The 23,201-nt window shown below is 74.3% G+C and carries 23 protein-coding genes and 3 pseudogenes; 20 read left to right on the top strand and 6 right to left on the bottom strand.

The genetic code is table 11. The features are described from left to right. Positions 1–171 precede the first annotated feature (171 nt). From REH70_RS05275 to REH70_RS05295, 5 genes are read left to right on the top strand one after another with little or no spacing between them, the layout of a single operon-like run. Complete coding sequence (locus tag REH70_RS05275) at positions 172–912, top strand: hypothetical protein (RefSeq protein ID WP_310752943.1); 741 nt, start codon at positions 172–174, stop codon at positions 910–912. Continuing rightward, positions 825–1,394, top strand: a complete 570-nt coding sequence (locus tag REH70_RS05280) for a PfkB family carbohydrate kinase (RefSeq protein ID WP_310752944.1) — start codon at positions 825–827, stop codon at positions 1,392–1,394. Before REH70_RS05275 ends, REH70_RS05280 begins: the two co-directional genes overlap by 88 nt. Further along, the gene (locus REH70_RS05285) at positions 1,391–2,758 is read left to right on the top strand and encodes an extracellular solute-binding protein (RefSeq protein ID WP_310752945.1); all 1,368 of its coding nucleotides are present in this window, start codon (positions 1,391–1,393) and stop codon (positions 2,756–2,758) included. Before REH70_RS05280 ends, REH70_RS05285 begins: the two co-directional genes overlap by 4 nt. Positions 2,759–2,765: 7 nt before the next feature. Then, positions 2,766–3,662 (top strand): sugar ABC transporter permease, encoded by an 897-nt coding sequence (locus REH70_RS05290; RefSeq protein ID WP_310752947.1) that lies wholly within the window; start codon positions 2,766–2,768, stop codon positions 3,660–3,662. Next, a complete protein-coding gene (locus REH70_RS05295) occupies positions 3,659–4,453 on the top strand; it encodes a carbohydrate ABC transporter permease (protein ID WP_310752949.1) in 795 nt (264 codons plus the stop codon). Before REH70_RS05290 ends, REH70_RS05295 begins: the two co-directional genes overlap by 4 nt. Positions 4,454–4,540: 87 nt before the next feature. On the opposite strand, the gene REH70_RS05300 is transcribed toward REH70_RS05295, so the two are convergent. Next, complete coding sequence (locus REH70_RS05300; RefSeq protein WP_310752951.1) at positions 4,541–5,383, bottom strand: formate/nitrite transporter family protein; 843 nt, start codon at positions 5,381–5,383, stop codon at positions 4,541–4,543. A gap of 165 nt (positions 5,384–5,548) precedes the next feature. Here REH70_RS05300 and REH70_RS05305 point away from each other — a divergent pair, with 165 nt between their 5' ends. The 4 genes and pseudogenes from REH70_RS05305 to REH70_RS05325 all read left to right on the top strand — a co-directional run bounded on the left by REH70_RS05305 (position 5,549) and on the right by REH70_RS05325 (position 9,675). Next, positions 5,549–6,697 carry a zinc-dependent alcohol dehydrogenase gene (locus REH70_RS05305; protein WP_310752953.1) on the top strand — a complete coding sequence of 383 codons (1,149 nt, stop codon included), beginning with the start codon at positions 5,549–5,551 and terminating at the stop codon, positions 6,695–6,697. Between the two features lie 2 nt (positions 6,698–6,699). Continuing rightward, a complete protein-coding gene (locus REH70_RS05310; RefSeq protein WP_310752955.1) occupies positions 6,700–7,263 on the top strand; it encodes a hypothetical protein in 564 nt (187 codons plus the stop codon). Between the two features lie 389 nt (positions 7,264–7,652). Next, positions 7,653–8,663 (top strand): annotated as a pseudogene (locus REH70_RS20410) (DUF4872 domain-containing protein); the annotation flags it as partial. A gap of 136 nt (positions 8,664–8,799) precedes the next feature. Continuing rightward, on the top strand, positions 8,800–9,675 hold the full coding sequence (locus tag REH70_RS05325; RefSeq protein WP_310752957.1) for an SRPBCC family protein: 876 nt from the start codon (positions 8,800–8,802) through the stop codon (positions 9,673–9,675). Between the two features lie 91 nt (positions 9,676–9,766). On the opposite strand, the gene REH70_RS05330 is transcribed toward REH70_RS05325, so the two are convergent. The 4 genes and pseudogenes from REH70_RS05330 to REH70_RS05340 all read right to left on the bottom strand — a co-directional run bounded on the left by REH70_RS05330 (position 9,767) and on the right by REH70_RS05340 (position 12,741). Further along, entirely contained in the window at positions 9,767–10,120 is a 354-nt protein-coding gene (locus tag REH70_RS05330; RefSeq protein ID WP_310752959.1) for a SpoIIE family protein phosphatase, read from the bottom strand. Between the two features lie 91 nt (positions 10,121–10,211). Then, positions 10,212–10,301 (bottom strand): annotated as a pseudogene (locus tag REH70_RS20415) (hypothetical protein); the annotation flags it as partial. A gap of 260 nt (positions 10,302–10,561) precedes the next feature. Next, positions 10,562–11,590, bottom strand: a pseudogene (locus REH70_RS05335) (PAS domain-containing protein); the annotation flags it as partial. After that, a complete protein-coding gene (locus REH70_RS05340) occupies positions 11,587–12,741 on the bottom strand; it encodes a PAS domain-containing protein (protein ID WP_310752963.1) in 1,155 nt (384 codons plus the stop codon). The gene REH70_RS05340 and the pseudogene REH70_RS05335, both read right to left, overlap by 4 nt. A gap of 130 nt (positions 12,742–12,871) precedes the next feature. Here REH70_RS05340 and REH70_RS05345 point away from each other — a divergent pair, with 130 nt between their 5' ends. From REH70_RS05345 to recQ, 7 genes are all read left to right on the top strand, one after another. Further along, on the top strand, positions 12,872–13,411 hold the full coding sequence (locus REH70_RS05345) for a DUF2945 domain-containing protein (protein ID WP_310752965.1): 540 nt from the start codon (positions 12,872–12,874) through the stop codon (positions 13,409–13,411). Beyond that, positions 13,408–13,755: a DUF3140 domain-containing protein gene (locus tag REH70_RS05350; protein WP_310752967.1), complete on the top strand. Its 348-nt coding sequence runs from the start codon at positions 13,408–13,410 to the stop codon at positions 13,753–13,755. The genes REH70_RS05345 and REH70_RS05350 overlap by 4 nt, the downstream gene beginning before the upstream one ends. 40 nt (positions 13,756–13,795) lie before the next feature. Continuing rightward, positions 13,796–14,899, top strand: a complete 1,104-nt coding sequence (locus REH70_RS05355) for a hypothetical protein (RefSeq protein WP_310752969.1) — start codon at positions 13,796–13,798, stop codon at positions 14,897–14,899. A 51-nt stretch (positions 14,900–14,950) separates the two neighbouring features. Beyond that, entirely contained in the window at positions 14,951–15,889 is a 939-nt protein-coding gene (locus REH70_RS05360; RefSeq protein WP_310752971.1) for an ABC transporter ATP-binding protein, read from the top strand. Continuing rightward, on the top strand, positions 15,876–16,691 hold the full coding sequence (locus REH70_RS05365) for an ABC transporter permease subunit (protein ID WP_310752973.1): 816 nt from the start codon (positions 15,876–15,878) through the stop codon (positions 16,689–16,691). The genes REH70_RS05360 and REH70_RS05365 overlap by 14 nt, the downstream gene beginning before the upstream one ends. A gap of 73 nt (positions 16,692–16,764) precedes the next feature. Then, positions 16,765–17,553 carry a pentapeptide repeat-containing protein gene (locus tag REH70_RS05370; protein ID WP_310752975.1) on the top strand — a complete coding sequence of 263 codons (789 nt, stop codon included), beginning with the start codon at positions 16,765–16,767 and terminating at the stop codon, positions 17,551–17,553. A 140-nt stretch (positions 17,554–17,693) separates the two neighbouring features. Next, a complete protein-coding gene (gene recQ / locus REH70_RS05375) occupies positions 17,694–19,673 on the top strand; it encodes a DNA helicase RecQ (RefSeq protein ID WP_396134680.1) in 1,980 nt (659 codons plus the stop codon). Here the strand turns inward: recQ and REH70_RS05380 are convergent. Beyond that, on the bottom strand, positions 19,640–20,416 hold the full coding sequence (locus tag REH70_RS05380) for a DeoR/GlpR family DNA-binding transcription regulator (RefSeq protein WP_310752979.1): 777 nt from the start codon (positions 20,414–20,416) through the stop codon (positions 19,640–19,642). The two genes, recQ and REH70_RS05380, sit on opposite strands and share 34 nt — an antisense overlap. 226 nt (positions 20,417–20,642) lie before the next feature. Here REH70_RS05380 and REH70_RS05385 point away from each other — a divergent pair, with 226 nt between their 5' ends. From REH70_RS05385 to REH70_RS05400, 4 genes are all read left to right on the top strand, one after another. Then, positions 20,643–21,212, top strand: coding sequence for a GXWXG domain-containing protein (locus REH70_RS05385; protein ID WP_310752981.1), 570 nt, complete (start codon positions 20,643–20,645; stop codon positions 21,210–21,212). After that, positions 21,205–21,486 carry a DUF2087 domain-containing protein gene (locus tag REH70_RS05390; RefSeq protein ID WP_310752983.1) on the top strand — a complete coding sequence of 94 codons (282 nt, stop codon included), beginning with the start codon at positions 21,205–21,207 and terminating at the stop codon, positions 21,484–21,486. Before REH70_RS05385 ends, REH70_RS05390 begins: the two co-directional genes overlap by 8 nt. Before the next feature lie 74 nt (positions 21,487–21,560). Beyond that, complete coding sequence (locus REH70_RS05395) at positions 21,561–21,938, top strand: ATP-binding protein (protein WP_310752986.1); 378 nt, start codon at positions 21,561–21,563, stop codon at positions 21,936–21,938. Next, positions 21,935–22,882: a DUF72 domain-containing protein gene (locus tag REH70_RS05400; protein ID WP_310752988.1), complete on the top strand. Its 948-nt coding sequence runs from the start codon at positions 21,935–21,937 to the stop codon at positions 22,880–22,882. The genes REH70_RS05395 and REH70_RS05400 overlap by 4 nt, the downstream gene beginning before the upstream one ends. The last annotated feature ends 319 nt before the right edge of the window (positions 22,883–23,201 follow it).

Here is a 23,201-nt window from a genome sequence, read left to right on the forward strand (position 1 = left end):
GGCGGGGACCGGTCGCGTGCCGGGGCGCGGGCCGGGCACGCCGCCGTCGCCGTGCTTAGATGACCGCGTCCGCGGCGGTGGCGGCGTGCTGCCGCGTGGTCGCGCGGTCGCGCGGAGCACGGGACACGGGCGCCGCCGGACCGCGGTGGCGCAGGGACGGGGTGACGGGCAGTGACGGACGCACCGGTCGACCGCGGCGCCGCAGGCCTCCGGCCGCCGTCGCTGCGGCGCGGGGACCCGCTGGCGAAGCTGCGGGCGAGCCAGGACGCCGAGCTCGACGTGCTCCTCTCCGGGCCCGTGTTCTTCGACATCGTGTTCACCGACCTGCCCCAGGAGCCCGCCCCGGGGACCGAGGTGTGGGCGGGCGGCATGGGCTCCTCGCCCGGCGGGATCTCCAACCTCGCGGTCGCGGCGAGCCGCCTGGGGCTGCGCACCGGGCTCGCCGCCGGGTTCGGTGACGACGTCTACGGCAACTGGTGCTGGGACGTGCTGGGCGAGCAGGAGGGCATCGACCTGCGGTACTCCCGACGCATCCCCGGCTGGCACTCCGCGGTCACCGTGTCGGTCGCGACGCGCGGGGACCGCAGCATGATCACCCACGGTCACCCCGTGCCGTTCGCCGCGGACGAGCTCATGACGCCCCCGCCCCGGGTGCGGGCCGCGCTCGTCGAGCTCACCGCGGCCGGTCACGGACCCGCCCCTGGTGGCGCCCGATGGCGGCCGAGGGCGCCCTCGTGTTCGCCGACGTCGGCTGGGACCACACCGGCGCGTGGGACGTGGCGACGCTGGACGCGCTGGCCGACTGCCACGCCTTCACGCCCAACATGGTCGAGGCGATGGCCTACACGCGTACGGACACCCCGGCGGCGGCGCTCGACGTGCTGGCCGAGCGGGTGCCGCTCGCGGTCGTGACCTGCGGGGCGGACGGCGCGCTCGCGGTGGACGCGACCACGGGCGAGCGGGTCCACGTGCCGCGGGTCGACGTCCGGGCGACCGACCCGACCGGGGCCGGCGACGTGTTCGCCGCCTCGCTCGTGCTCGGCACGCTCGCCCGGTGGCCGCTCGCCGACCGGCTCGCGTTCTCCGCCCTGTGCTCGGCCCTCGCCGTGCAGCAGTTCGGCGGCTCGCTGGCCGCGCCGGGCTGGGGCGACATTGCCGACTGGTGGCACGACACCCGCGCCCGCGGGACCGATGCGGCCCTGCTGTCGCGGTACGCGTTCCTCGACGACGTCCTGCCCGTGGACCCCGTCGACGCGGTGCGCCGCGCCGAGGCCACACTGACCCTGTACAACGATCTGCCGCACCACCGTGGACCGGCGGGCCACCCCGCGGCGCCGCCCGGACCGGCGCCAGGTGCCTCACCGACACGCCCACCGAGAAGAGGACAGCCATGACACACAACGCACGGGCCCGTTGGTGGGGCCTGATCTCCGTCGCCGCGGTGCTCGGCGTGGCGGCGTGCGCCCCGGGGTCCGGGAACCAGGAACCTGCCGAGCCCGCCGGGACGGCAGGCGGGGGCGACGTCACGACCGACCTCGGCGACGTCGAGGCGACCCTGACCGTCTGGGACCAGGAGGTCCGTGGCGGCCAGAACGAGCAGATGGAGCGCCTCAACGAGGCGTTCCAAGAGCAGTACCCCGGGGTGACGATCGACCGCGTCTCGCAGTCGTTCGACGACCTCGCCACGACGCTGCGCCTCGCCCTGACCGACAACGAGGCCCCCGACGTCGTCCAGGCCAACAACGGCCGGGCCACGATGGGCGCGTTCGTCGAGGCGGGCCAGCTCATGCCCCTGGACGCCTACGCCGAGGAGTACGGCTGGTTCGACCGTTACCCCGAGAGCGTCCTGCAGTACTCGACCTACTCCGAGGACGGCACGGTGTTCGGGGAGGGGAACCTCTACGGGCTCCCGCAGGTCGGCGAGGTGGTCGGCGTCTTCTACAGCAAGGCCAAGCTCGACGGGCTCGGCCTCGAGGTCCCCACCACGTGGGACGAGTTCGAGGCGGCGCTCGAGGCGGCGAAGGCCGCGGGCGAGACGCCGATGCAGCTCGGCAACATCGAGGCGTGGCCGGCCGGGCACGTGTTCGGCCCGCTGCAGGGTGCGTACACCGACCCCGAGGACATCACCGCGCTCGGCCTGGGCAACGAGGGCGCGAGCTGGACCACCCCCGAGAACGAGGCCGCCGCGGCCCGGCTGCAGTCGTGGGTGACGTCGGGCTACTTCAACGAGGGCCCCAACGGCACCGACTACGACGCCGCCTGGCAGTCGCTCGCCGACGGCGACGGCGTCTTCCTCCTCGGGGGATCGTGGCTGGCGGCGGACCTCGAGGACGCGATGGGCGACGACGTCGGCTTCTTCGTGCCGGCGACGCAGGACGGCACCCTGGCGACCACCGGTGGGACGGGGCTGCCGTTCGCGGCGACCGCGGACACCGACGTGCCCGACGTCGCGGCCGCCTACATCGACTTCGTCACGAGCGACGAGGCGATGGAGATCCTCGCGGAGACGGGCAACCTGCCGGTCAACCGCGCGGACGAGCTCGCACCCGAGGGCGGCGTGCTGGGCGACGTGTACGCGGCCTTCGGTCGGGTGACGTCCGAGGGCGAGCTCCTGCCGTACCTCGACTACGCCACACCCACCATGGGCGACACGCTCGGGCAGTCGCTGCAGAACCTCATCGCGGGCGAGATGACCCCGGCCGAGTTCACCCAGGCCCTCGAGGCCGACTATGGCGAGTTCGTCGGCTCTGCGGGCTGATCTGGGGGTGCGGGGCGACGCGGGTCGTCGCCCCGCACCGCCGGTGCGCCGCCGACTCGTCCCCTACGGCTTCCTGCTCCCGGCGTTCGTGCTGTACGCGGCCTTCATGCTGTTCCCGATCGCGCGCGCCGTGCAGCTCTCCGTCTACGAGTGGGACGGGCTCACGCTGGGGACGTTCGTCGGCGCGGACAACTACCTCGCGGTGGTCACCGACCCGCAGCTGCGCGAGGCCTTCGTGCACGCGCTCGTGCTCATCGTCTTCTTCTCGCTCCTGCCGGTCGCGATCGGGCTCGTGCTCGCCGCCGTGCTCAACCGGGCGAAGGTGCGCGGGCTGCCGTTCTTCCGCACGGTGATCTTCCTGCCGCAGGTCGTGGCGATGGTCGTCGTCGCGGTCGCCTGGCGGCAGATCTACGCGCCGGACGGGTCGCTGAACACCGCCCTGCGCGCGGTGGGCCTGGACGCGCTCGCCCGGCCGTGGCTCGGGGACTACACCTGGTCGCTGCCGGCCGTCGGGTTCATCGGGACCTGGGTCTCGATGGGCCTGGTCACCGTGCTGCTCCTGGCCGGCATGTCCCGCGTGCCGGCCGAGCAGTACGAGGCCGCTCGGCTGGACGGCGCCGGCGCCGTGCGCGAGTTCTTCGCCATCACCCTGCCCGCGGTCCGCGGGGAGGTGACCGTCGCGCTGACGCTGACGATCATCGCGGCCCTCAAGACGTTCGACCTCGTGTACGTGACGACCGGTGGCGGCCCCGGCACGTCGACGACCGTCCCGAGCTACGAGGTGTACCGCCGGGCGTTCCAGCTCGGCGAGGTGGGGATGGCCGCCGCCGTCGGCATCACGCTCATGGTCCTGATCTTCGGCATCAACCTCGTGGTCAACCGGGTCGGGGACCGGACCACATGATCAGCTCGCGTCCGGAGCGGATCGCCAACTACGTCATCCTGCTCGCGTTCGCGGCGTTCGCCCTGTGGCCGATCCTGTCGATCGTCGTGACCGCGTTGGGACCCGAGTCGGCGTCCGTCGCGCGCGAGGGCCGGACGCTGCACTGGGAGAACTTCTCCGCGGCCTGGGTGCAGGGCAGCTTCGCCCGCTACATGGCGACGTCGGTGGTCGTCTCGGTGCTCGTCGTCTCGGTCTCGGTCGTGTGCTCGATCATGGCCGGCTACGCCCTGGGGACCATGCGGTTCCGGGGTCAGGGCGTGCTGTTCTACGTGTTCCTGCTCGGGATCATGGTGCCCACCGAGGCGATCATCGTCCCGCTGTACTTCGACCTGCGGTCGGTGGGGCTCACCAACACGATCTGGGGCGTCGCCCTGCCGCAGATCGCGCAGTCCATCGCGTTCGGCACCTACTGGATGCGTGCGTACTTCCGCAGCAGCAACGCGTCGATCATGGAGGCCGCCCGCCTCGACGGCGCCGGGACCCACCGGGTCCTGTGGCAGGTGCTGGTGCCCATCGGGCGACCGGCGATCACCACGCAGGTGCTGCTGACGTTCATGTGGACGTGGAACGAGTTCCTCATCCCGCTGGTGATGTCCCCGGCGGGGCGGGTGCGCACCGCACCCTGGGGCTGGCGTTCTTCCAGGGCCAGTACGTGCAGGGGACGACGCTGCTCGCGGCGGCGGCCGTGCTCGTCGCGCTGCCCGTCGTGCTCGTCTACCTCTTCCTCCAGCGGCACTTCATCAAGGGGATGATCGAGGGCGCCGTCCGGGAGTGACCCGTGGTGGTGCCGGTCGGTCGCGCTGCCGGTCAGTCGCGGTTCCGGTCAGTCGGGGTGCCGGTCAGTCGCGGTGGGCGGACGGCCCGTGGTCGGGGGCGCGCCACGCCATGAGCCGCTCCCGGCTGCGCACGACGCGCAGCAGCGTGGTCAGCACGAGGCCGCCGGCGAGGTTCCCCGCGACGACGAGCCCGAACCAGGGGAGCCAGACCCCGTAGGAGATCCCCGCCTCGCCGGCGTGGATCGCCACGAAGATGATCAGCGTGTCCAGCACGGAGTGCAGCAGGCCCGTCCCGACGATGACGAACGCGATGGCGACGGCCGCGACGATCTTGGCCATGTCGTCCTCGGTGCCCTGCTGCATCCGGGTCAGCAGCGTGATGGCGCCACCAGCCAGGACCGCCAGGACGAAGGTGCGCGCGTCGAGCGCCGCGGTGAACTCCCGCGCGGCGTCACCGGCCACCCCGTGCAGGTCGGGCAGGCCGACGGCGACCAGCCAGGCGAGCGCCCAGCCGCCCACGAGGTTGCCCAGCAGCGTCCCGCTCCACAGCCGCACCAGCTGGACACCGGTGGCCTCCTTGGCGGCGACGACCATGACCGGGATGTGGAACCCCTCGGTGAACAGCTCGCTGTGACCGAGCCGGAGGGCGATGAGGCCGACCGAGAACGCGAGGGCGGCGAGCAGACGGCTCCCCGTGACGTGCTCGACGGTGAGCAGCGCCAGCACGCCGAACCCCACCTCGATGCCCGCGACGGCGCCGGTGGCGAGGAGGTCCGGGGTGCTGCGGTGCAGCCGTGGCACCCCCTCGCGGATCACCCGGTCCAGCGTGCTCTCCTTCTCCTCGGTGCTCTCGGCGTCGTCCGCACTGGGCGCCGCCGAAGCGTCCCCGCGTGCTGCACTGCCCATGTCGTCACTCCTCGCTCACGTGCCCGGCCGCCCCTGCTGCGCTCACCCCACCACGGGGATCCGGCCCGTGCACGGGCGGCCCACGCAGCCGTGGCGTGTCGGTCGAAAGCGTGTGACGCTGACCGACGTCCACGATCGGCACCACGACTCCGAGGCGGCGGCGACATGCAGGCGATGGTCTACCGGGGGCCCTACAAGATCCGGGTCCAGGAGAAGGACGTCCCGCGGATCGAGCACCCGAACGACGCGATCATCCGGGTCACGATGGCGGCGATCTGCGGCTCGGACCTGCACCTGTACCACGGGCTGCTGCCCGACACCCGGGTCGGGCACACGTTCGGCCACGAGTTCATCGGCGTGGTGCACGAGGTCGGCTCGTCGGTCGAGAACCTCCGGGTGGGGGACCGGGTGATGGTGCCGTTCAACATCTACTGCGGGTCGTGCTTCTACTGCGCGCGCGGCCTGTACTCCAACTGCCACAACGTCAACGCGAACGCGACGGCGGTCGGGGGCATCTACGGCTACTCGCACACCGCCGGTGGATACGACGGCGGTCAGGCCGAGTACGTGCGCGTGCCGTTCGCGGACGTCGGCCCGACCGTCATCCCGGACTGGCTGGCCGACGAGGACGCGGTGCTGTGCACCGACGCGCTCGCGACGGGGTACTTCGGCGCGCAGCTCGCCGACATCGTCGAGGGCGACGTCGTCGTCGTGTTCGGCGCCGGGCCGGTGGGCCTGTTCGCCGCGCGGTCCGCCTGGCTCATGGGCGCGGGGCGCGTCATCGTCGTCGACCACCTCGAGTACCGCCTGGAGAAGGCGCGGACCTTCGCGCACGCGGAGACCTACAACTTCGCCGAGTACGACGACATCGTCGTGGAGATGAAGCGCACCACCGGGTACCTCGGGGCGGACCGGGTCATCGACGCCGTCGGCGCCGAGGCGGACGGCAACCTGCTCCAGCACGTCACGGGCGCGAAGCTCAAGCTGCAGGGCGGCTCCCCGGTGGCCCTGAACTGGGCGATCGACTCCGCGCGCAAGGGCGGGACGATCTCCGTCATGGGCGCCTACGGGCCCATCTTCAGCGCGGTGAAGTTCGGGGACGCCGTCAACAAGGGGCTCACCCTGCGGATGAACCAGGCGCCGGTCAAGCGGCAGTGGCCCCGCCTGTTCGAGCACCTGCGCAACGGGTACTTCCGGCCGAGCGACATCGTGACCCACCGCATCCCGCTCGAGCACATCGCCGAGGGGTACCACATCTTCTCGTCGAAGCTGGACGGCTGCATCAAGCCCCTCATCGTCCCGAACGGGAGCTGACCATGGTCTACACCGCCGACAAGCCGCCGCTGCCCGAGACCGCGGAGCAGCTGCGCGCCCGCATCCCCGGCTGGGGCGCCGATCTCGACCCGCGCGACCGGCCCTCGGTGCCGCGTGAGTCGCCCCTCCCGACGGGCGCGCACTGGGACCTGCCCGAGCAGCAGCCCGAGCTCGTCCCCCGGGAGCGGTCCATGGAGCACGCCCGCCTCACCCCGGTGTTCGGCACGTCCGCGCCGCTCAAGGGCGCGTCCGGGGTCGTCCGCCGGTATGCCTACCGCCGGTTCAGCGAGGGCCGCGCCGCGCACTGGCTCCTGCTCATCGCGGCCGACCGGGTGGACGCCGTCGAGGGTCACCTCGCCTCCTTCGTGACCTCCCGTCCTGACAACCCGGTCACCGAGACCGGGGTGCTCGGTGAGGCGGGTCACCACCCGGTCGCGTCCCGCCGGGGACGGGTCGACGTCCGGCACGCGGCCCTGGACCCGGTGATCGTCGCCGGCCCGTGGGTGCTCGCGGGCGGACTCGCCTTCGCCGGTGCGCGCCGGGTGCTGCGACGCGTGCGGGCCTGAGCTTGTACGGTGGGTGCCGGGCGCCCTCGTGCGCCTGACCCCCAGACCGCCGGCTCGCGCACGGCGGCAGACCGATCCGTCGGCACGCGGGGGCGGAGGTGACCCCCATGTCATCGCGAGGCACGCACGACGCAGAGCGACGGTCATCCGACTCTCGAGCGGCCGGTGTGCCGACGGCGCGAGCGGCGGTGCACGCGGGCCGCGGAGAGCCCCGCCATGACCGACCACCGCACCCTGAAGAAGCTGGTCCGCGCGCGCATGGCCCGCACCGGCGAGCGGTACACGACGGCGCACCGGCACGTGACAGCAGCCATCGGGCGAGCCGCGCCCGGTAGCCCGGACCCCGTTCCGGGCTACCCGGCCCCGGACCCACGCAGCACGCGCCGTCGGCCACCGCCCGCGCCCTGCTCGCGCAGGTGGGCGTCGACGTCACCGAGCCCGTCGCCTGCGGCCTCGGCGGCGGGATCGGCTTCCTCTACGCGGTCTTCACGTACCGGGAGGTGGCGGTGCCGCTGCTGACCGTGGTCGCCCAGCACCACCCCGAGCCCTGGCTGGACGCCGTCGCGCGTCACCTCGGCCTCGACCTGACCACCGTGACGTCCTCCAGGCCGGCGCCCGCACTGACGAAGCTCGACACCGTGCTGGCGGACGGCGCCGCGGCGCAGGTCGTCGTGGCGTCCGGGCACCTGCCGTGGAACGAGCCCGACCGGCCCGAGGAGGCCGCCGACCCGTGCGCGGTCGTCGTCGCCGGTCGGGAGGGCGACCGGTACCTCGTCGACGACGGCGGGGGGACCGTGCACGTGCTGGGACGCGACGGGCTCGCCGACGCCTGGGCCGCGCACCGCACGGGCCGCTTCGCGCTCACCACGCTCCCGCGCCCGACGACGCCCCCGGACATCGCCGCCGGGGTCCGCGCGGCGCTCGCCACCACCCACGCCCACCTCACCGGTCCGGTGCTGGGGCACTCGTTCGACGCCAACATGGGGCTGCGCGGCATCCGGCGGCTCGCGGCAGACCTCGCCGACACCCGCGCCGCCAAGGGCTGGACGCGGCGGTTCGGCGAGCCGGCGGCGTTCGCGGCCGGGATGTCCCGGCTCGCCGAGTGCCTGACCACGGCCTACACCGCACCCGGTGCGACGCGGCCGCTGTACGCCGAGTTCCTCGGCGAGGCGGCGGCGCTGACGGGACTGGACCTGCACCCGGCCGCGCGTGCGGCCGCCGAGGCGGGGGCGCGCTGGACCGAGATCGCCGACGTCGCGGGTGCGGCCGGTCCGGACGATCACCCCGCCACCGTCCTCGAGCGGCTGGCCGAGGGGGTGGCGGCGGTCGCCGAGGTGGAGCAGCGCCTCGCCGACCGGCTCGGGACGGCGATCGGCGCGGACGGTCCGCCGACAGGCTGAGCCCGGCGGCCCGCGGCCGACGGGTCGGGGGCGACCTCGCCGCGCGGGGCGGGCCGCTGTCGGCCATGCTGGACGGGCGCTAACCGATGGGGCACGGACCGCCGCCCCGTCGCCGAGGTCAACACAGGGAGAGGTCATGACGACGACGGTCGAGAAGTCGATCCTGGTGAACGTGCCGGTGAGTGTTGCGTACAACCAGTGGACGCAGTTCGAGGAGTTCCCCCACTTCATGGGGGGTGTCACGAGCGTGACCCAGCAGACCGACGACCGCCTGCGCTGGGTCGCCGAGATCGCCGGCGTCAAGCGCCAGTGGGAGGCCAAGATCCTCGAGCAGGTGCCCGACCGCAAGGTCGCCTGGGCGGCCACCGAGGGAGCCACGAACGCGGGCTCGGTCACCTTCGAGGACCTCGGCGGCGGGCAGTGCCGCGTGCACCTGCATCTCGAGTACGAGCCCGAGGGCCTGGTCGAGAAGGTCGGCGACAAGCTCAACGTGGTGGAGAACCAGGCCGAGGGCGACCTGGACCGGTTCAAGGCCTTCATCGAGGACGAGGGCTACGCGAGCGGGGCCTGGCGCGGGACGCTCAACGCCGGTGCCGGCGTGGACGCCGGGGTCGAGCACGCCTCCGCCTCACGCGGCAGCTCGGGCAAGGCCGGCATCTCCGGCAAGGCCGCGGCTGCCGGCGTCGGCCTCGCGGCCGCCGCCGCGGCGGCAGTCGTCGCCGGCCAGAAGAGCTCGGACGACGACGAGGTCGACGTCGTGAACCCGACCACCCCGCCGCCGCCGGTCACGCCCCCGGTCACCGCGACGCCCCCGGCCACGGCCACGACGACGCCGCCGGTCACCGGCACGGTGCCGGACCCGGTCGAGCCGGTCCGGCTCGAGGACGACCGCGGCGAGCAGCCGGGCGCCGGTGCGGCGCCGGCCAACCCGGTCGTCGCCGACGGCACGGGCGCGGACCCGGACCCGGTGCTCGACCTCGAGCGCGACCGGGACCGGGACGACCGGGCCTGACAGCCCCGACATCAGCGGGACGACGAAGGGGAGCGGCCTCGGCCGCTCCCCTTCGTGGTCCCTGGGTCAGACCGTCCCCGGGGCGGGTGACTCAGGACTGAGGCGACGCCCCGCGCACGACGAGCAGGGCGACGTCGTCCTCGTGGCTGGCTGGTCCCAGGTCGCGCAGGATGAGGTCGGCGACCTCCTCCGCCGACGCGTCCCCGGCGGTCTGCACGGTGCGCACGAGCCGGGCGATGCCCTCGTCGAGGCCGGCGTCGCGTCGCTCCACGAGCCCGTCGGTGTACAGGACGAGCGTGCTGCCGGGCGGCAGCTCGGTGACCGTCTCGGTGCGCGGCGAGGTGGCGTCCCAGCCGAGCAGCAGCTCGGGCTCGGGCTCGAGGAGCGGGCGGACCTCGCCGTCCGGCGTGCGCAGCACGGGGGCGGGTGGCCCGCGTTGGACCACCGCAGCCGACGACCCCGGGCATCGGGGGCCCGTCGCCGTCCTCCACCCGGGCGATCACCGCGGTGGCGAGAGTGTCCAGGCCGAGCCCGCGCATGGCGCCGTCGAGCCGGGTGAGCAGGCGCGCCGGGCTGTCGTCGCTGTCGTACGCGAGTCCGCGCACGAGGTTGCGGAGCTGACCCATGAGCGCGGCTGCGGTGCGGTCGTGACCGTTGACGTCGCCGACCACGAGGACCGTCGCGCCCGCGGCGTCCCCGAACGCGTCGTACCAGTCCCCCCGATCTGCGCCTTGGACGCGGCCGGCTGGTACCGGACGGCGATCTCGAGGGTGTCGGAGCGGGTGGGCCGGGTGAGCATGCTGCGCTGCAGCGTCTCGGACAGCTGCAGGGCCTCCGCGGCGGCCGCCTGCTGCGCCTCGTTCGCCCGGATGCGCTCGAGCGCCAGGGCGAGCTGGGCGGCGAAGCCGTCGAGCAGCTCGAGCTCGTCCGCGGCGGGCGTGTGCTCCTCGGACCAGGCGACGGCGAGGGAGCCGATCAACGTCTCGCCGGCCCGCAGCGGGAGCAGCACCCACGCGGGACGCTGGGTGTCCTCGTACGTCTGCGCCATGACGGGGTGGAAGGCCAGCCCGGCCTTCCGGGTGGGCAGGACGAGACGCTGACCGGTCCGCGCGGTCCAGCACCCGGGCAGGGGGCTGTCGTAGGGCAGGTGCTCGTACCCGGCGATCGCGTCCTCGGGCAGCGCGGCGTTCATCGAGACCCGCCAGCCGCCGTCCGGGTGCGGGGTCACGACCGCGCCGCCGTCGGCGCCCAGCACCTTGAGCCCCTGCCCGACGACGATCTGCTCGACCTCCTGCACGGTGTCCGCCGAGGTGAGCAGGAGCGCGACGTGCGCGAGGCTCGCGAGCTGCCGCGCGGCGAGGTCGCGGTCGCGCAGGGCCGCCTGGACCTCCTGCGCGCGTGCGTACAGGTCGGCCTCGACCTCCTCGATGCGCCGCCGCCACTCCCGCCCGCGCTCGCGGTCCGCCTCGGTGCGCTGCCGCTCCCGCACGAAGTCGGTGATGTCCTCCGCCCGCTGCACCACGAGGGTCGTGCGGCCCTCGGCGTCGAGCACCGGCACGCTGATGAGGGACCAGAACCGCTCGACCGTCCCGCCGTGCACGGGATCCGGGATGTCGTACCGCTGCACCGGCATCGCGTCGAGCCGGCCGGTGTCCCGGGCCCGCTCGAACGACCGCTGGATGCGCGACACCCCGGTCTCGTCCAGGGCGTCGGGGGACGGCGGGAACGCCTCGAACACGGGGCGGCCGACGATGTCCTCACGGGCCTGGACGACGCTCGCGAGGTAGGCGTCGTTCGCCTCGACGACGTCGAAGTCCGGGGTGAGGACGAGGTACCCGGTGGGCAGCGTCCGGAACAGGTGCCGGTAGTCGATGGTGGGGCCGTTGCTGGTGCCCTGGCCCGCGGACGCCGTCATGCCGGTGCCGGCTCGGCGCAGGGACGCGCGTCCGGGGTCACGGCCGGTGCGGGCTCCGTGGCCGGACCGATCCAGGCGAGGTACAGGCTCCCGCCGGCGCCGTGCTCGACGCTCTCGATGAGCAGGTGGCAGGTGACCTGGGTGCCGTCGGACCGCAGCACGGGCACGGTGAGCGGCACGCCGAGGATGCGCGCCTCGCCGGTGCTCTGGTGCCGCGTGAAGCCGGCGACGTGCGCCTCCCGCAGGCGGGCCGGGACGATCGCCACGATCCGCCGGCCCACCAGATCGTCCACCGACCAGCCGAGCAGATGCGCGAGCGGCTCGCTCACGGCGACGATCCGGTTGGTGTCGTCGGCGGCCGCGACACCGTGGTCGCTCGTCCGCACCCGCTCGACCACAGCTTGCACCGGGCCCGCGGTCGTCGCCGCGCCGTGGCCCGCGACGCGATCCGCGTCGGGGACGTCGTCCAGCCCGGGCCACGCGGCGGGTGGGATGCCGGCCAGCTGGGCGACGACCTGCTCGCACGCCCAGTCCCGCACCGCGATGACCTCCGCGAGCCCCGGCCGGGCGAGCAGCTCGCCCGCACGCGCGAGGTCCTCCGCGGTGTCCAGCGCGTCCTGGAGCGCCTCGAAGTCCCCGATCATCGTCGCGGGCACCTCGAGCGTCAGGTCGATCGGCACGGGGTCCCAGCCGCGCTCGCCGGGTGCCGCGTCGGTCGCCGCGTCGGTCACCGCGTCGGTCGCCGCGTCGGTCACGACCGTGGACGACGCACCGGACGGCGCCTCGGCCGACTCGCCGGCGTCGGCGAGCCCGCCGACCCGCTGCTCGCCGGCCCGGAGCCCGTCCACCGCGGCCGCGACAGCCGCGGACAGCACCGCCCGCGCGTGGTCGGCCGCCACCAGGTCCAGCCCGGTCCGGGGGTGGCGGGTGGCGTGCAGGGTCAGCTCGCGCAGCAGGTCGTCGTGGTGCTGACGGGCCGCGAACCACAGCGTGGTGGGGAGCGCGAGCAGGCGGACGGTCGCCCCCGCGCCGGGCTCGTCGACCGGGGAGGGGCGTCGTCGTCGGGCCCCAGGTCCCAGTCGGCCGCGGCCCAGGCGCGCAGGAGGTCCTCCTCGCTGCGCTCCCGCGGACCGCCGCCCACGGTGAACCACATCGTCTTGCCGTCCGGCCCGGCGTCGGCGATGCCGTACGCGTCCGTGATCGCCGCGACCAGGGCCAGCCCGCGGCCCGTCGTCGCCTGCCGGTCGCGGCTGCGGTACCGGGGAGTGCGTCGCTGTCGTCGTGGACGCACACGCGGACGGCGTCGCCGACCTCCACGGTGACCTCGATCGGGGTGTGCGCGTGGAGGACCGCGTTGGTGACCAGCTCGGTGCACGCGAGCTCGGCGGCGTCGAGGCAGTCCAGGCGGTCGGCTTCCGCGAGCACCGCGCGCAGCACCTGGCGTGCGCGGGCGGGGCTGCCCGGTTCCGGTGGCAGGACGACGGCGACGCGCGCCTGCCCGACCCCTGCCACGCGGACAACCTAACCGCTGTCCCGCCGCGCCGCCCGGCCCGGTGCGGAGCATCATGGCGTGATCCGTGCGACGCCGACCTGAGCCGAGGAGACGCCATGAGCGACGACGACCTGTCCAAGGGTGACCACGTCACCTGGAAGAGCCACGGCGGCACCGCCGAGGGGACCGTGGAGGGGAAGATCACCGAGGACACCGAGGCCGCCGGCCGGACCGTGCGCGCGTCGAAGGACGACCCGCAGTACCTCGTGCGCAGCGAGAAGTCGGGCGGCGAGGCCGTCCACAAGCCCGGCGCGCTGGACAAGCAGTGAGCGGCGGCACCGACCCAGCGGTCGCCGAGGTCTGGGACGACTGGTCCGCCGCGGTCAACATGACCCCCGCCGCGCTCGAGCGGTGGCTCGGCACCGAGGAGTCGCAGGGCGTGGGGGACACGTCCGGCGACGGCGAGTCGACCGGGCACGCCTCGGGCCGGCGCATCGTGGAGCTGCTGCGCACCAACAAGACCGACCTCACCGCCGACGACGCCGCGCACATGCGCACCGTTGTCGGGTACGTCCACCGGCACCTCGCCCAGCGCCCCGACGGCGACGTGACGGACACCCGGTGGCGGTGGTCGCTGATGAACTGGGGTCACGACCCGCTCGCCGAGGGCTGAACCGCTCGACGCCCGCGCCGGGCAGGGTGAGGATGGGGTCATGTCCACCACATCGCGTCCCGCCCTGCGCTGGGCCGTCCCCGCCGGGGTCACGGCCCTCGTGCTCGGTGGCGCCGTCCTCGGTCCCGCGCTCAGCGCCTCCGCCGAGGTCGAGCTGCCCGAGCGCACCCCCGAGCAGCTGCTCACCGACCTGCAGACCGCGGACGTCGACGTGTTCTCCGGCACGGTCGCGCACCACGCCGACCTCGGGCTGCCGTCGCTGCCGTCCGGCCTCGGTGACGGTCCCGGCGGCAACTCGCACGGCACCGACGCGACGGCCCTGCTCGACGGGTCGCACGACCTGCGGGTGTGGGCCGACGGCGACGCCGCCCGGGTATCCCTGCACGGCGAGATGGGTGAGCTCACCCTCGTCACCGACGGGGACGACCTGTGGACCTGGTCGAGCGACGAGCAGACCGCCACGCACGTCGCCCTGCCGGAGCGCGACGCGGACGCCGAGGCCCGGGCGCGGGCGGCGATGCCCACGGCGACCCCCGAGGCGGTGACCGACGCCGTGCTCGCGGCCCTCGACCCGTCGACCACGGTCTCCAGCGGCCCGCACGTCAGCGTCGCCGGCCGGGACGCCTACTCGCTCGTCCTGGAGCCCGCCGATCCGGGCTCCCTCGTCGGCAGCGTCCGGATCGCGGTCGACGCCGAGCAGCTGGTCCCCACCCGGGTCCAGGTCTACGCGACCGGTGCGCAGTCGCCCGCGCTCGACGTCGGCTTCACCAGCCTGAGCTTCGACACCCCGGACGCCGGGCTGTTCACGTTCACGCCGCCGCCCGGCGCGACCGTCGAGGAGAAGGACGTCCCCGACCACGGTGATGCCCCCGCCGTCCTGCCCGAGGGCGCCTACCCGGACCCCTCCGGGTACGCCGCGCGCGTCGGCACCGGCTGGTCGACGGTCCTGGTCGGTCGGCTCCCGGCATCCGCTGGTGCCGGGGCCGCCGGCGAGCCCACCGGCGACGTCGCCGCCTTCCTCGGCGCGCTGCCCCGGGTGAGCGGGGAGTGGGGAGCGGCACGCTCCTCACCTCGACGCTGTTCTCGGTGCTGCTCACCGACGACGGCCGCCTCCTCGCGGGCGCCGTCGACGGTGACGCGCTGACCACCGCGGCCGCGGACCCCGCAGCCGCACTCGCCGCCGATCTCGGCTGAGGTGACCGCCGATCTCGCGATCTCGTCGACCGGCCTGACCAAGCGGTTCCGCTCCGGGCAGGTCGCGGTCGACGGCATCGACCTGGCGGTGCCCACCGGGGCCGTGTACGGGTTCCTCGGCCCCAACGGGTCGGGCAAGACGACGAGCATCCGGATGCTGCTCGGCCTGCTCCGCCCGACCGGCGGCAGCCACCGGCTCCTCGGTGAGAACATGCCGGACGGCTTCGCCCGGGTGCTGCCGCGCGTCGGCGCGCTGGTCGAGGGGCCGGCGTTCCACCCCTACCTCAGCGGGGTCGACAACCTGCGGCGGTCCGATGCCGCCGACCGCACCGTCGACCCGTCGACCACCGGCACGCGGATCGGCGACGCGCTGGACCGGGTCGGTCTGGCGAGCGCTGCCGGCAAGCGGTACCGCCACTACTCGCTGGGGATGCGGCAGCGTCTCGGGCTCGCCGCGACGCTGCTGCGACCGCGCGACCTGCTCGTGCTCGACGAGCCGACCAACGGCCTGGACCCGCAGGGCACCCGCGAGGTGCGGTCGCTGCTGCTCGAGCTCGCCGCCACCGGGACGACGGTCGTGCTGTCCACCCACCTCTTGTCGGAGGTGCAGCAGGTCTGCACGCACGTCGGCGTCATGCACCGCGGTCGCCTCGTCGCGCAGGGACCCCTGGACGAGCTCGGTGCGGCGTCCGCGACACGGGTCGCCGTCCAGTCGTCGCGTCCCGCCGACGCCGCCGCCGTGCTGACCTCCCTCGGGCTCACCGCCGTCCGTCCCGAGGCCGACGCCGTGACCGCCGCCCTGGGCGCCGTCGAGCCGGAGGCCGTCGTCGCCGCGCTCGTGCACGCGGGCGTGCCGGTCCGCGGCTTCCGCGTGCAGACGGCCGACCTCGAGGAGATGTTCGTGGAGCTCACCGGTCAGGGATTCGATGTCAGCGCCTAGCACCCGGTTCCTGCGCTCCGAGCTGTGGCTCGTCTACGGCCGCCGCCGGAACTGGGTCGGCGCGATCGTGCTCGCGAGCGTGCCGGTCATCCTCGCCGTCGCGGTCCGGCTCTCGTCGTCGAGCCAGGGCGGGCCCGGGTTCCTCGACCTCATCACCGCCAACGGGCTGTTCGTCGCCCTGGCCGCCCTCGCGCTCGAGCTGCCCCTGTTCCTGCCGGTCGCGGTCGCGACCATCGCGGGGGACGCCGTCGCGGGCGAGGCGAACCTCGGGACGCTGCGCTACCTGCTCGTCACCCCGGTCGACCGCACCCGGCTGCTCGCGGTGAAGTTCGCCGCGATGGTGATCTTCACGGTCTCCGCGACCGTCCTGGTCGCCGGGGTCGGGGTTGTGATGGGGCTGCTGCTCTTCGGCGGCGGCCCGCTGCCCACGCTGTCCGGCACCACCCTCACCTTCGCCGAGGGGCTCGGTCGCCTCGGCCTCGTCTGCGGGTACATCAGCCTGTGCCTCGTCGCGCTCGGGGCGATCGGCCTGTTCGTGTCGACGCTCACCGAGCAGCCCATCGGCGCGACGATCACCGTGCTCGTGCTCACGCTCGCCAGCCAGATCATGGATGCCATCCCGCAGCTCTCCGCGATCCACGAGTTCCTGCCGACGCACTACTGGCTCGCGTTCGGCGACCTGCTGCGCGACCCGATCGCGTGGGAGGGCCTCCAGCCCGGCGTCCTGTCCGCGCTCGGCTACATCGCCGTCTTCACCACGGCGGCGTGGGCCCGGCTCACCACGCGCGACATCAGCTCATGACGCCTGTCGCCCCGGTCGGCGACGGCCTGACCTGCGCGCCGACTGCTCCCGGTGCGTCGGACTGTGCTGCGTGGTGCCCGCGTTCGCGCGGTCGGCCGACTTCGCCCTGGACAAGCCCGCCGGGCGTCCGTGCCCCAACCTCGCGGACCACGCCTGCACGATCCACGACCAGCTGCGGCCCCGCGGCTTCCCCGGGTGCGTCGTGTTCGACTGCTTCGGCGCCGGTCAGGTCGTCACCGCGGAGGCGCTCGGCGGACAGGACTGGCGCACGTCCCCGGACGCGGCGGCCGCGATGATGGTCGCCTTCCCCGTGGTCCGCGCGCTGCACGAGCTGCTCTGGTACCTCGACGCCGCGGTCGCCCGCCCGGCGACCGCCGAGCTCGACCCCGCACTCGCCGCCGCCTTCGACGACGTGGAGGCGCTGACCCACGCGCCCGTCGACCGGCTTGCCGAGATCGACGTCGACGCCGTCCGGAGCCGGGTCAACCCGCTCCTGCAGCGCGCCGGGGAGCTCGTCCGCGCCGGCGCGCCGGGTGGGCGTGAGCTGCGCGGTGCGGACCTCGTCGGTGCGCGACTGCGGGGCGCCGACCTGCGCGGGGCGAACCTGCGGGGCGCCGTCCTGCTCGGGGCTGATCTCCGCATGGCGGACCTGCGGCTCGCCGACGTCACCGGTGCCGACCTGCGGGGTGCGGACCTGCGCGGGGCCGACCTCACCGACGCCGCCTTCCTCACCGGCTCGCAGCTCGAGTCCGCCCGCGGCGACGCCGCGACGCGCCTGTCACCCCCGCTCGCGCACCCGGCTCACTGGACGACGCCGTCGCGCCCGGTCGCGCTCGCCGCCCCGACCCGCCGCCCCCGCTGACCTCAGCTGCCCCCACCCCGACGCCCCACCCCCGCCGAGTGAGACGTTCTCGACGGTTGCCGTGCGCCGAAGCGTCCAGCACGTCGCACGCGGGGCGTGTGGGTGACCGGTCCGTCGGGTCAGGGACGCCTCGTACCCTGGTGACCGTGAACCCGGGCTGGACTGCGATCGACGACGACGAACCGCCGTACGACCCGGAGTACGACTCCGCCCCGCCGGACGCCCTGGACCTCCTGCCGCCGGCCGACGCCGAGGCCGCGCGCCGGGCGCCGTCGTCCCGCTCGCCTCGCACTCCGGCCGCGGGCCCCGGGACCGCCGCGACGACGCCGCTCGAGGTGCTCCGCACCGTGTTCGGCTACGACGCGTTCCGCGGCGAGCAGGCCGAGATCATCGACACCGTCGTCGGGGGCGGGGACGCCCTCGTCCTCATGCCGACCGGTGGCGGGAAGTCGCTGTGCTACCAGATCCCGGCGCTCGTCCGGCCGGGGACCGGCGTCGTCGTCTCCCCGCTCATCGCCCTCATGCAGGACCAGGTCGACGCGCTGTCCGCGCTCGGCGTGCGGGCGGGCTTCCTCAACTCGACCCAGGACTCGGCCGCGCGGCGCCGGGTCGAGGACGCCTTCCTCGCCGGTGAGCTGGACCTGCTCTACCTCGCCCCGGAGCGGCTGCGGGTGCCGAGCACCCTCGACCTGCTCGACCGCGGCGAGATCGCGCTGTTCGCGATCGACGAGGCCCACTGCGTCTCGCAGTGGGGGCACGACTTCCGGCCGGAGTACCTGCAGCTGTCGCTCCTGCACGAGCGGTGGCCGGACGTCCCCCGGATCGCCCTCACCGCGACCGCGACCGCAGCGACACACGCGGAGATCGCCCAGCGCCTCGACCTCGGCGCGGCCCGGCACTTCGTGGCGAGCTTCGACCGGCCCAACATCCAGTACCGCATCGTCCCCAAGGACAACCCGCGCGCCCAGCTCCTCGACCTGCTGCGCACCGAGCACCCGGGCGACAGCGGCATCGTGTACTGCCTGTCGCGGGCCTCGGTGGAGTCGACGGCCGAGTACCTCGCGGGCCAGGGCATCCCCGCGCTGCCGTACCACGCGGGTCTGGACCGGTCGGTCCGGGCGGCCAACCAGTCGAGGTTCCTGCGCGAGGACGGCCTCGTCATGGTCGCGACCATCGCGTTCGGCATGGGCATCGACAAGCCCGACGTCCGGTTCGTCGCCCACCTCGACCTGCCCAAGTCCGTCGAGGGCTACTACCAGGAGACCGGCCGGGCGGGTCGGGACGGTCTTCCTGCGACCGCCTGGCTCGCGTACGGCCTGCAGGACGTCGTCCAGCAGCGCCGCATGATCGACACCTCCGACGGCGACGCCGCCCACCGGCGCCGGCTCGGGGCGCACCTGGACGCGATGCTCGCCCTGTGCGAGACCGTCGGGTGCCGGCGGCAGCGGATCCTCGGCTACTTCGGTCAGGCGGCCGAGCCGTGCGGCAACTGCGACACGTGCCTCACCCCACCGGAGTCCTGGGACGGCCTCGTCCCCGCGCAGAAGCTGCTGTCCACCGTCGTCCGGCTCGAGCGCGAGCGGGGCCAGCGCTACGGCGCCGGGCACCTCGTCGACATCCTGCTCGGCAAGACGACGCCGCGGGTCACCCAGCTCGGCCACGCCGACCTGAGCGTCTTCGGGATCGGCACCGAGCTCACCGACACCGAGTGGCGCGGCGTCGTGCGGCAGCTCCTCGCCCAGGGGCTGCTCGCGGTGGACGCCGACGGCTACGGCACGTTGCGCATCACCCCGCAGAGTGCCGACGTCCTCAAGGGCACCCGCGAGGTGCGGTTGCGCCGGGAGCTGCCTCGTGCCCGCGTCCCCCGATCGGCGAAGCGGGTCGGCGCGGCGCCCGACCTGGATGCGGCGTCGTCGTCGGTGTTCGAACGGCTGCGCGCCTGGCGCGCCGCGACCGCCAAGGAGCAGGGCGTGCCGGCCTACGTCGTCTTCCACGACGCGACCCTGCGGGAGATCGCGACCCGGCGACCGGGATCGCTCGAGGAGCTCGCGTCGGTGAGCGGGGTCGGCGTGACCAAGCGCGAACGCTACGGTCCGGGGCTGCTCGCCGCGCTCGAGTGAGCGGGGACCCGCAGGACCTCGACGTCGAGCGCGGCCGCGGCCCCGTCGGGCAGGCCGTCGTCGGTCACCACGACCCCGACATCGCTCAGGTCGGCGATCCGCACGAGCGCTGACCGCTCGAACACCGAGGAGTCCGCCACGACCACGACGGTGGTCGCGGCCTGGATCATCGCGCGCTTCATCGGGGCGCCGAACGTGTCCGCGACCGCGATCCCGCGGGCGTCCACCGCGTCGGCACCGAGCACGGCGTAGTCGAGCTGGAAGTCCGCGACCAGGTCGACCGCGCGGTCGCTCACCAGCGTCGAGCGGTCCGGCAGCAGCTCGCCGCCCAGCACGATGAGGCGCACGTCGTCCTGGGACGCCAGCTCGGTGGCGATCTGCAGGTCGTTCGTGACCACGGTCGTGCTGCGGCAGGCGTGCAGGGCACGCGCCACCTCGAGCGTGGCGGAGCCGCCGTCCATGACCACCGACCGGCCGTCGCCGATGAGCCGGGCGACCTCGCGGCCGATCGCCCGCTTCTCCGGCAGGTGGTCGGCGTCGTCCGCGTCGGTGGGCTGCACGCCCTCGGCCGGCAGCGAGGCGCCGCCGTGGTTGCGCACCACCAGGCCGAGGCGCGCGAGCGCGTCGAGATCGCGCCGCACCGTGGACGTGTCGACGCCGTACTCCTCGGCGAGGTCGCGCGCGCTGACGTAGCCCGTCCGCTGCACGCGGTGCAGGATCTCCTGTCGGCGCTTGGTGCCCACGACCGCCCCCTGTCGGGCAGGGCCCGGCGACCTCGTCGTCGTCGGGCACTGCCATGCCCATCATCGCGCACGATCGGGTGATCGTCGGGGCGCGGGAGCGTCACAACCTCGTAACCACGCACGCCCCGCCCGCGGACTGCCGGGGCGTGGGCACCTCACGTGCGCGCGTCCGCGCCGTGGCGGGCGTTCGATTGCGGGACGCCGCGCGCCGCCGGATGCTCGTGGCATGACGGTCCTGGCCCCCGACGACGCGGCCCGCTGGCTGCGCGCGCACCGCCACGGGACGTCCGCCGACGAGGCGCTCGCGTTCGTCGACCGCCTGCCGGCGGTCGGGGTCGACGAGCTGCGCGGGCGGTGGCACGGCTCGGGCTGGCACACCGGTCACGGCTGGGACGGGCTGCTCGAGGCGTACGGGTGGTACGGCAAGGAGTTCGACGACGCCGACCACGTGCGGCCCCTGCTGTTCCGCGACCGGTCGGGTGACCCGGTGCCGGTGCGGCCGCTCCCTGCGCCCGTGGCCGTGCTGCGCGCGCGGCCGGGGCTCGCGCGTGGACCCCTGCCGCGGACCGGGTTCCGCATGCTGCTGCCGCTGCTGGCGTCGTCCCGGCCGGCCGGTCGGCTGCGGGCGGTCGAGCACCGCGGCACGGTCACCGCGGCCCTCGTGTACGACGACGTGCCGATCGTCGACGCCTTCCGCCGCGTCACGCCGGACCTCGTCGTGGGCGCCGCGGACATCCGCGGTCAGTCCGGGTCGCTGCTCTTCGTCCTGCGGCGCGCCGGGGCCGGGCATGGATGAGCTGCCTCCCGCGGTCGCGCGGTTCTTCATCCGCGGGGTCGTCGAGGTCCTGCCGCGCCGCTGGGCCGACCGCGAGCTCGTGCTGCGCTACGTCGCCGCGCGCATCCTGCCGGTGCACGACCCGGTCACCGAGCGCGAGCTCACCGCTCGGCTCGGTGAGGTGGCGCACGACCCCGTGCGGGTGCGGCGTGAGCTGGTCGACGCCGGGCTCGTCACCCGCACGCGCGACGGCGCGGAGTACTGGCGGACGCACGTCACCGAGTTCGACGACTGACCCCCGGTGCGTCGTGCCGGCGCACGCGCGCTAGGGTCGGCTCCGCTCACCCACCCGACGACCCCGGAGCCAGCGTGGAGCTCAAGCTCGAGGCGGAGCGTTTCGCCGCCAGGACCGGCCGCCGCTGGGTCATGGACGTCGTGCGCAGGTCCGGCGACCTCGACCGGTCGGCCGCTGAGCTCGTCGAGCTGCTGGCCGGCGAGCTCCTCGCGAACGCCGTGATCCACGGCCCCGCGGCGGGTCGCATCGTCGTCACGGCGTCCCGGGAGGGGGCCGTGGTGCGCGTCGCCGTCCGCGACCAGAGTGCCGCCCTGCCGCGGTTGACGGAGGCGTCGCCGACCGCGCTGGGTGGGCGCGGCGTGGCGCTGGTGGACGCTCTGGCGACCCGCTGGGGCGTCGACGAGCACCCGGGCGACGGCAAGACGGTGTGGTTCGCGCTCGAGCTCGCGTGACCGACTCGCTCGACCCGCGTGAGACGCCCGGCGGGGTCGTGCGCATCGGGATCTCCGGCTGGCGGTACGCGCCGTGGCGCGGCTCGTTCTACCCGCCGGGACTGCCCCAGCGGCGCGAGCTCGAGCACGCCGCGTCGTCGATGACGTCGATCGAGATCAACGGCTCCTTCTACTCCCTCCAGCGACCGGAGAGCTACGTCGCCTGGGCGGAGCAGACCCCGCCCGGCTTCGTGTTCTCCGTCAAGGGTGGCCGCTTCATCACCCACATGAAGAAGCTCGCCGACGTCGGCACGCCGCTCGCCAACTTCTTCGCCTCGGGCGTGCTCGCGCTGGGGAGCAAGCTCGGCCCCTTCCTGTGGCAGCTCCCGCCGGTCCTCGGGTACGACGCTGATCGGCTCACCTCCTTCGTCGACCTCCTGCCGCGCACGACGGCGGCCGCGGCCGAGCTCGCCCTGCGGCACGACGAGCGCCTGGACGGTCGCGCCTGGACGACCACGGACGCCGACCGTCCGTTGCGGCACGCGGTCGAGGTCCGGCACGCGAGCTACGCGACGCCGGCGTTCGTCGACCTCCTGCGCCGCCACGGCATCGGACTCGTCGTCGCGGACACCGCGGGCCGCTGGCCGCTCTTCGAGGACGTCACCGCCGACTTCGTCTACGTCCGACTGCACGGCGACACCGAGCTCTACGTGAGCGGCTACGACGACGACGCGCTGGACGCCTGGGCCACCCGCATCCGTCGGTGGAGCGCAGGCGACTCCTTCGTCGGCGGTCCGGTCGCTGCGCCACCGGGTTCCGCCGCGGTCGACCCGCCGCCGGCACCGAGCGGTCGCGACGTCTTCGTGTACTTCGACAACGACGTCAAGGTGCGCGCTCCCTTCGACGCGATGGCGCTCGCCGCGCGGTTGGGGGTGCTGCCGCCCGGGGCGGCGCCCCCGTCCTGACCTGCCCTCGCTCCCGTCCCCGACCCCCCGCTCGCGTCCCTGACCTGCACTCGCTGCCGTCTCTGTCCTGCAGTCGCTCCCGTCGCGGTCCTGGCGGAGCTCGCTGCTGATCTCCGGCGAGCGCCCATGTCGCCTGCCACGTGGCACGTGCTTCGTGCCTCGTGACACGTGCTTTGTCGCAGTGGCCAGTGGCCAGTGCCCAGTGCCCAGTGCCCAGTGCCCAGGGCCTCGTGCCCAGTGCTTCGTGCTTCGTCGCAGTGCCCTCGTTCGCGAATGCCCCGTGCCCCTTCCCCCGTGCCCCGTGCCTCGTCGCGGTGCT

It is taken from the genome of Cellulomonas sp. ATA003 (assembly GCF_031582905.1).
Classification (GTDB): domain Bacteria; phylum Actinomycetota; class Actinomycetes; order Actinomycetales; family Cellulomonadaceae; genus Pengzhenrongella.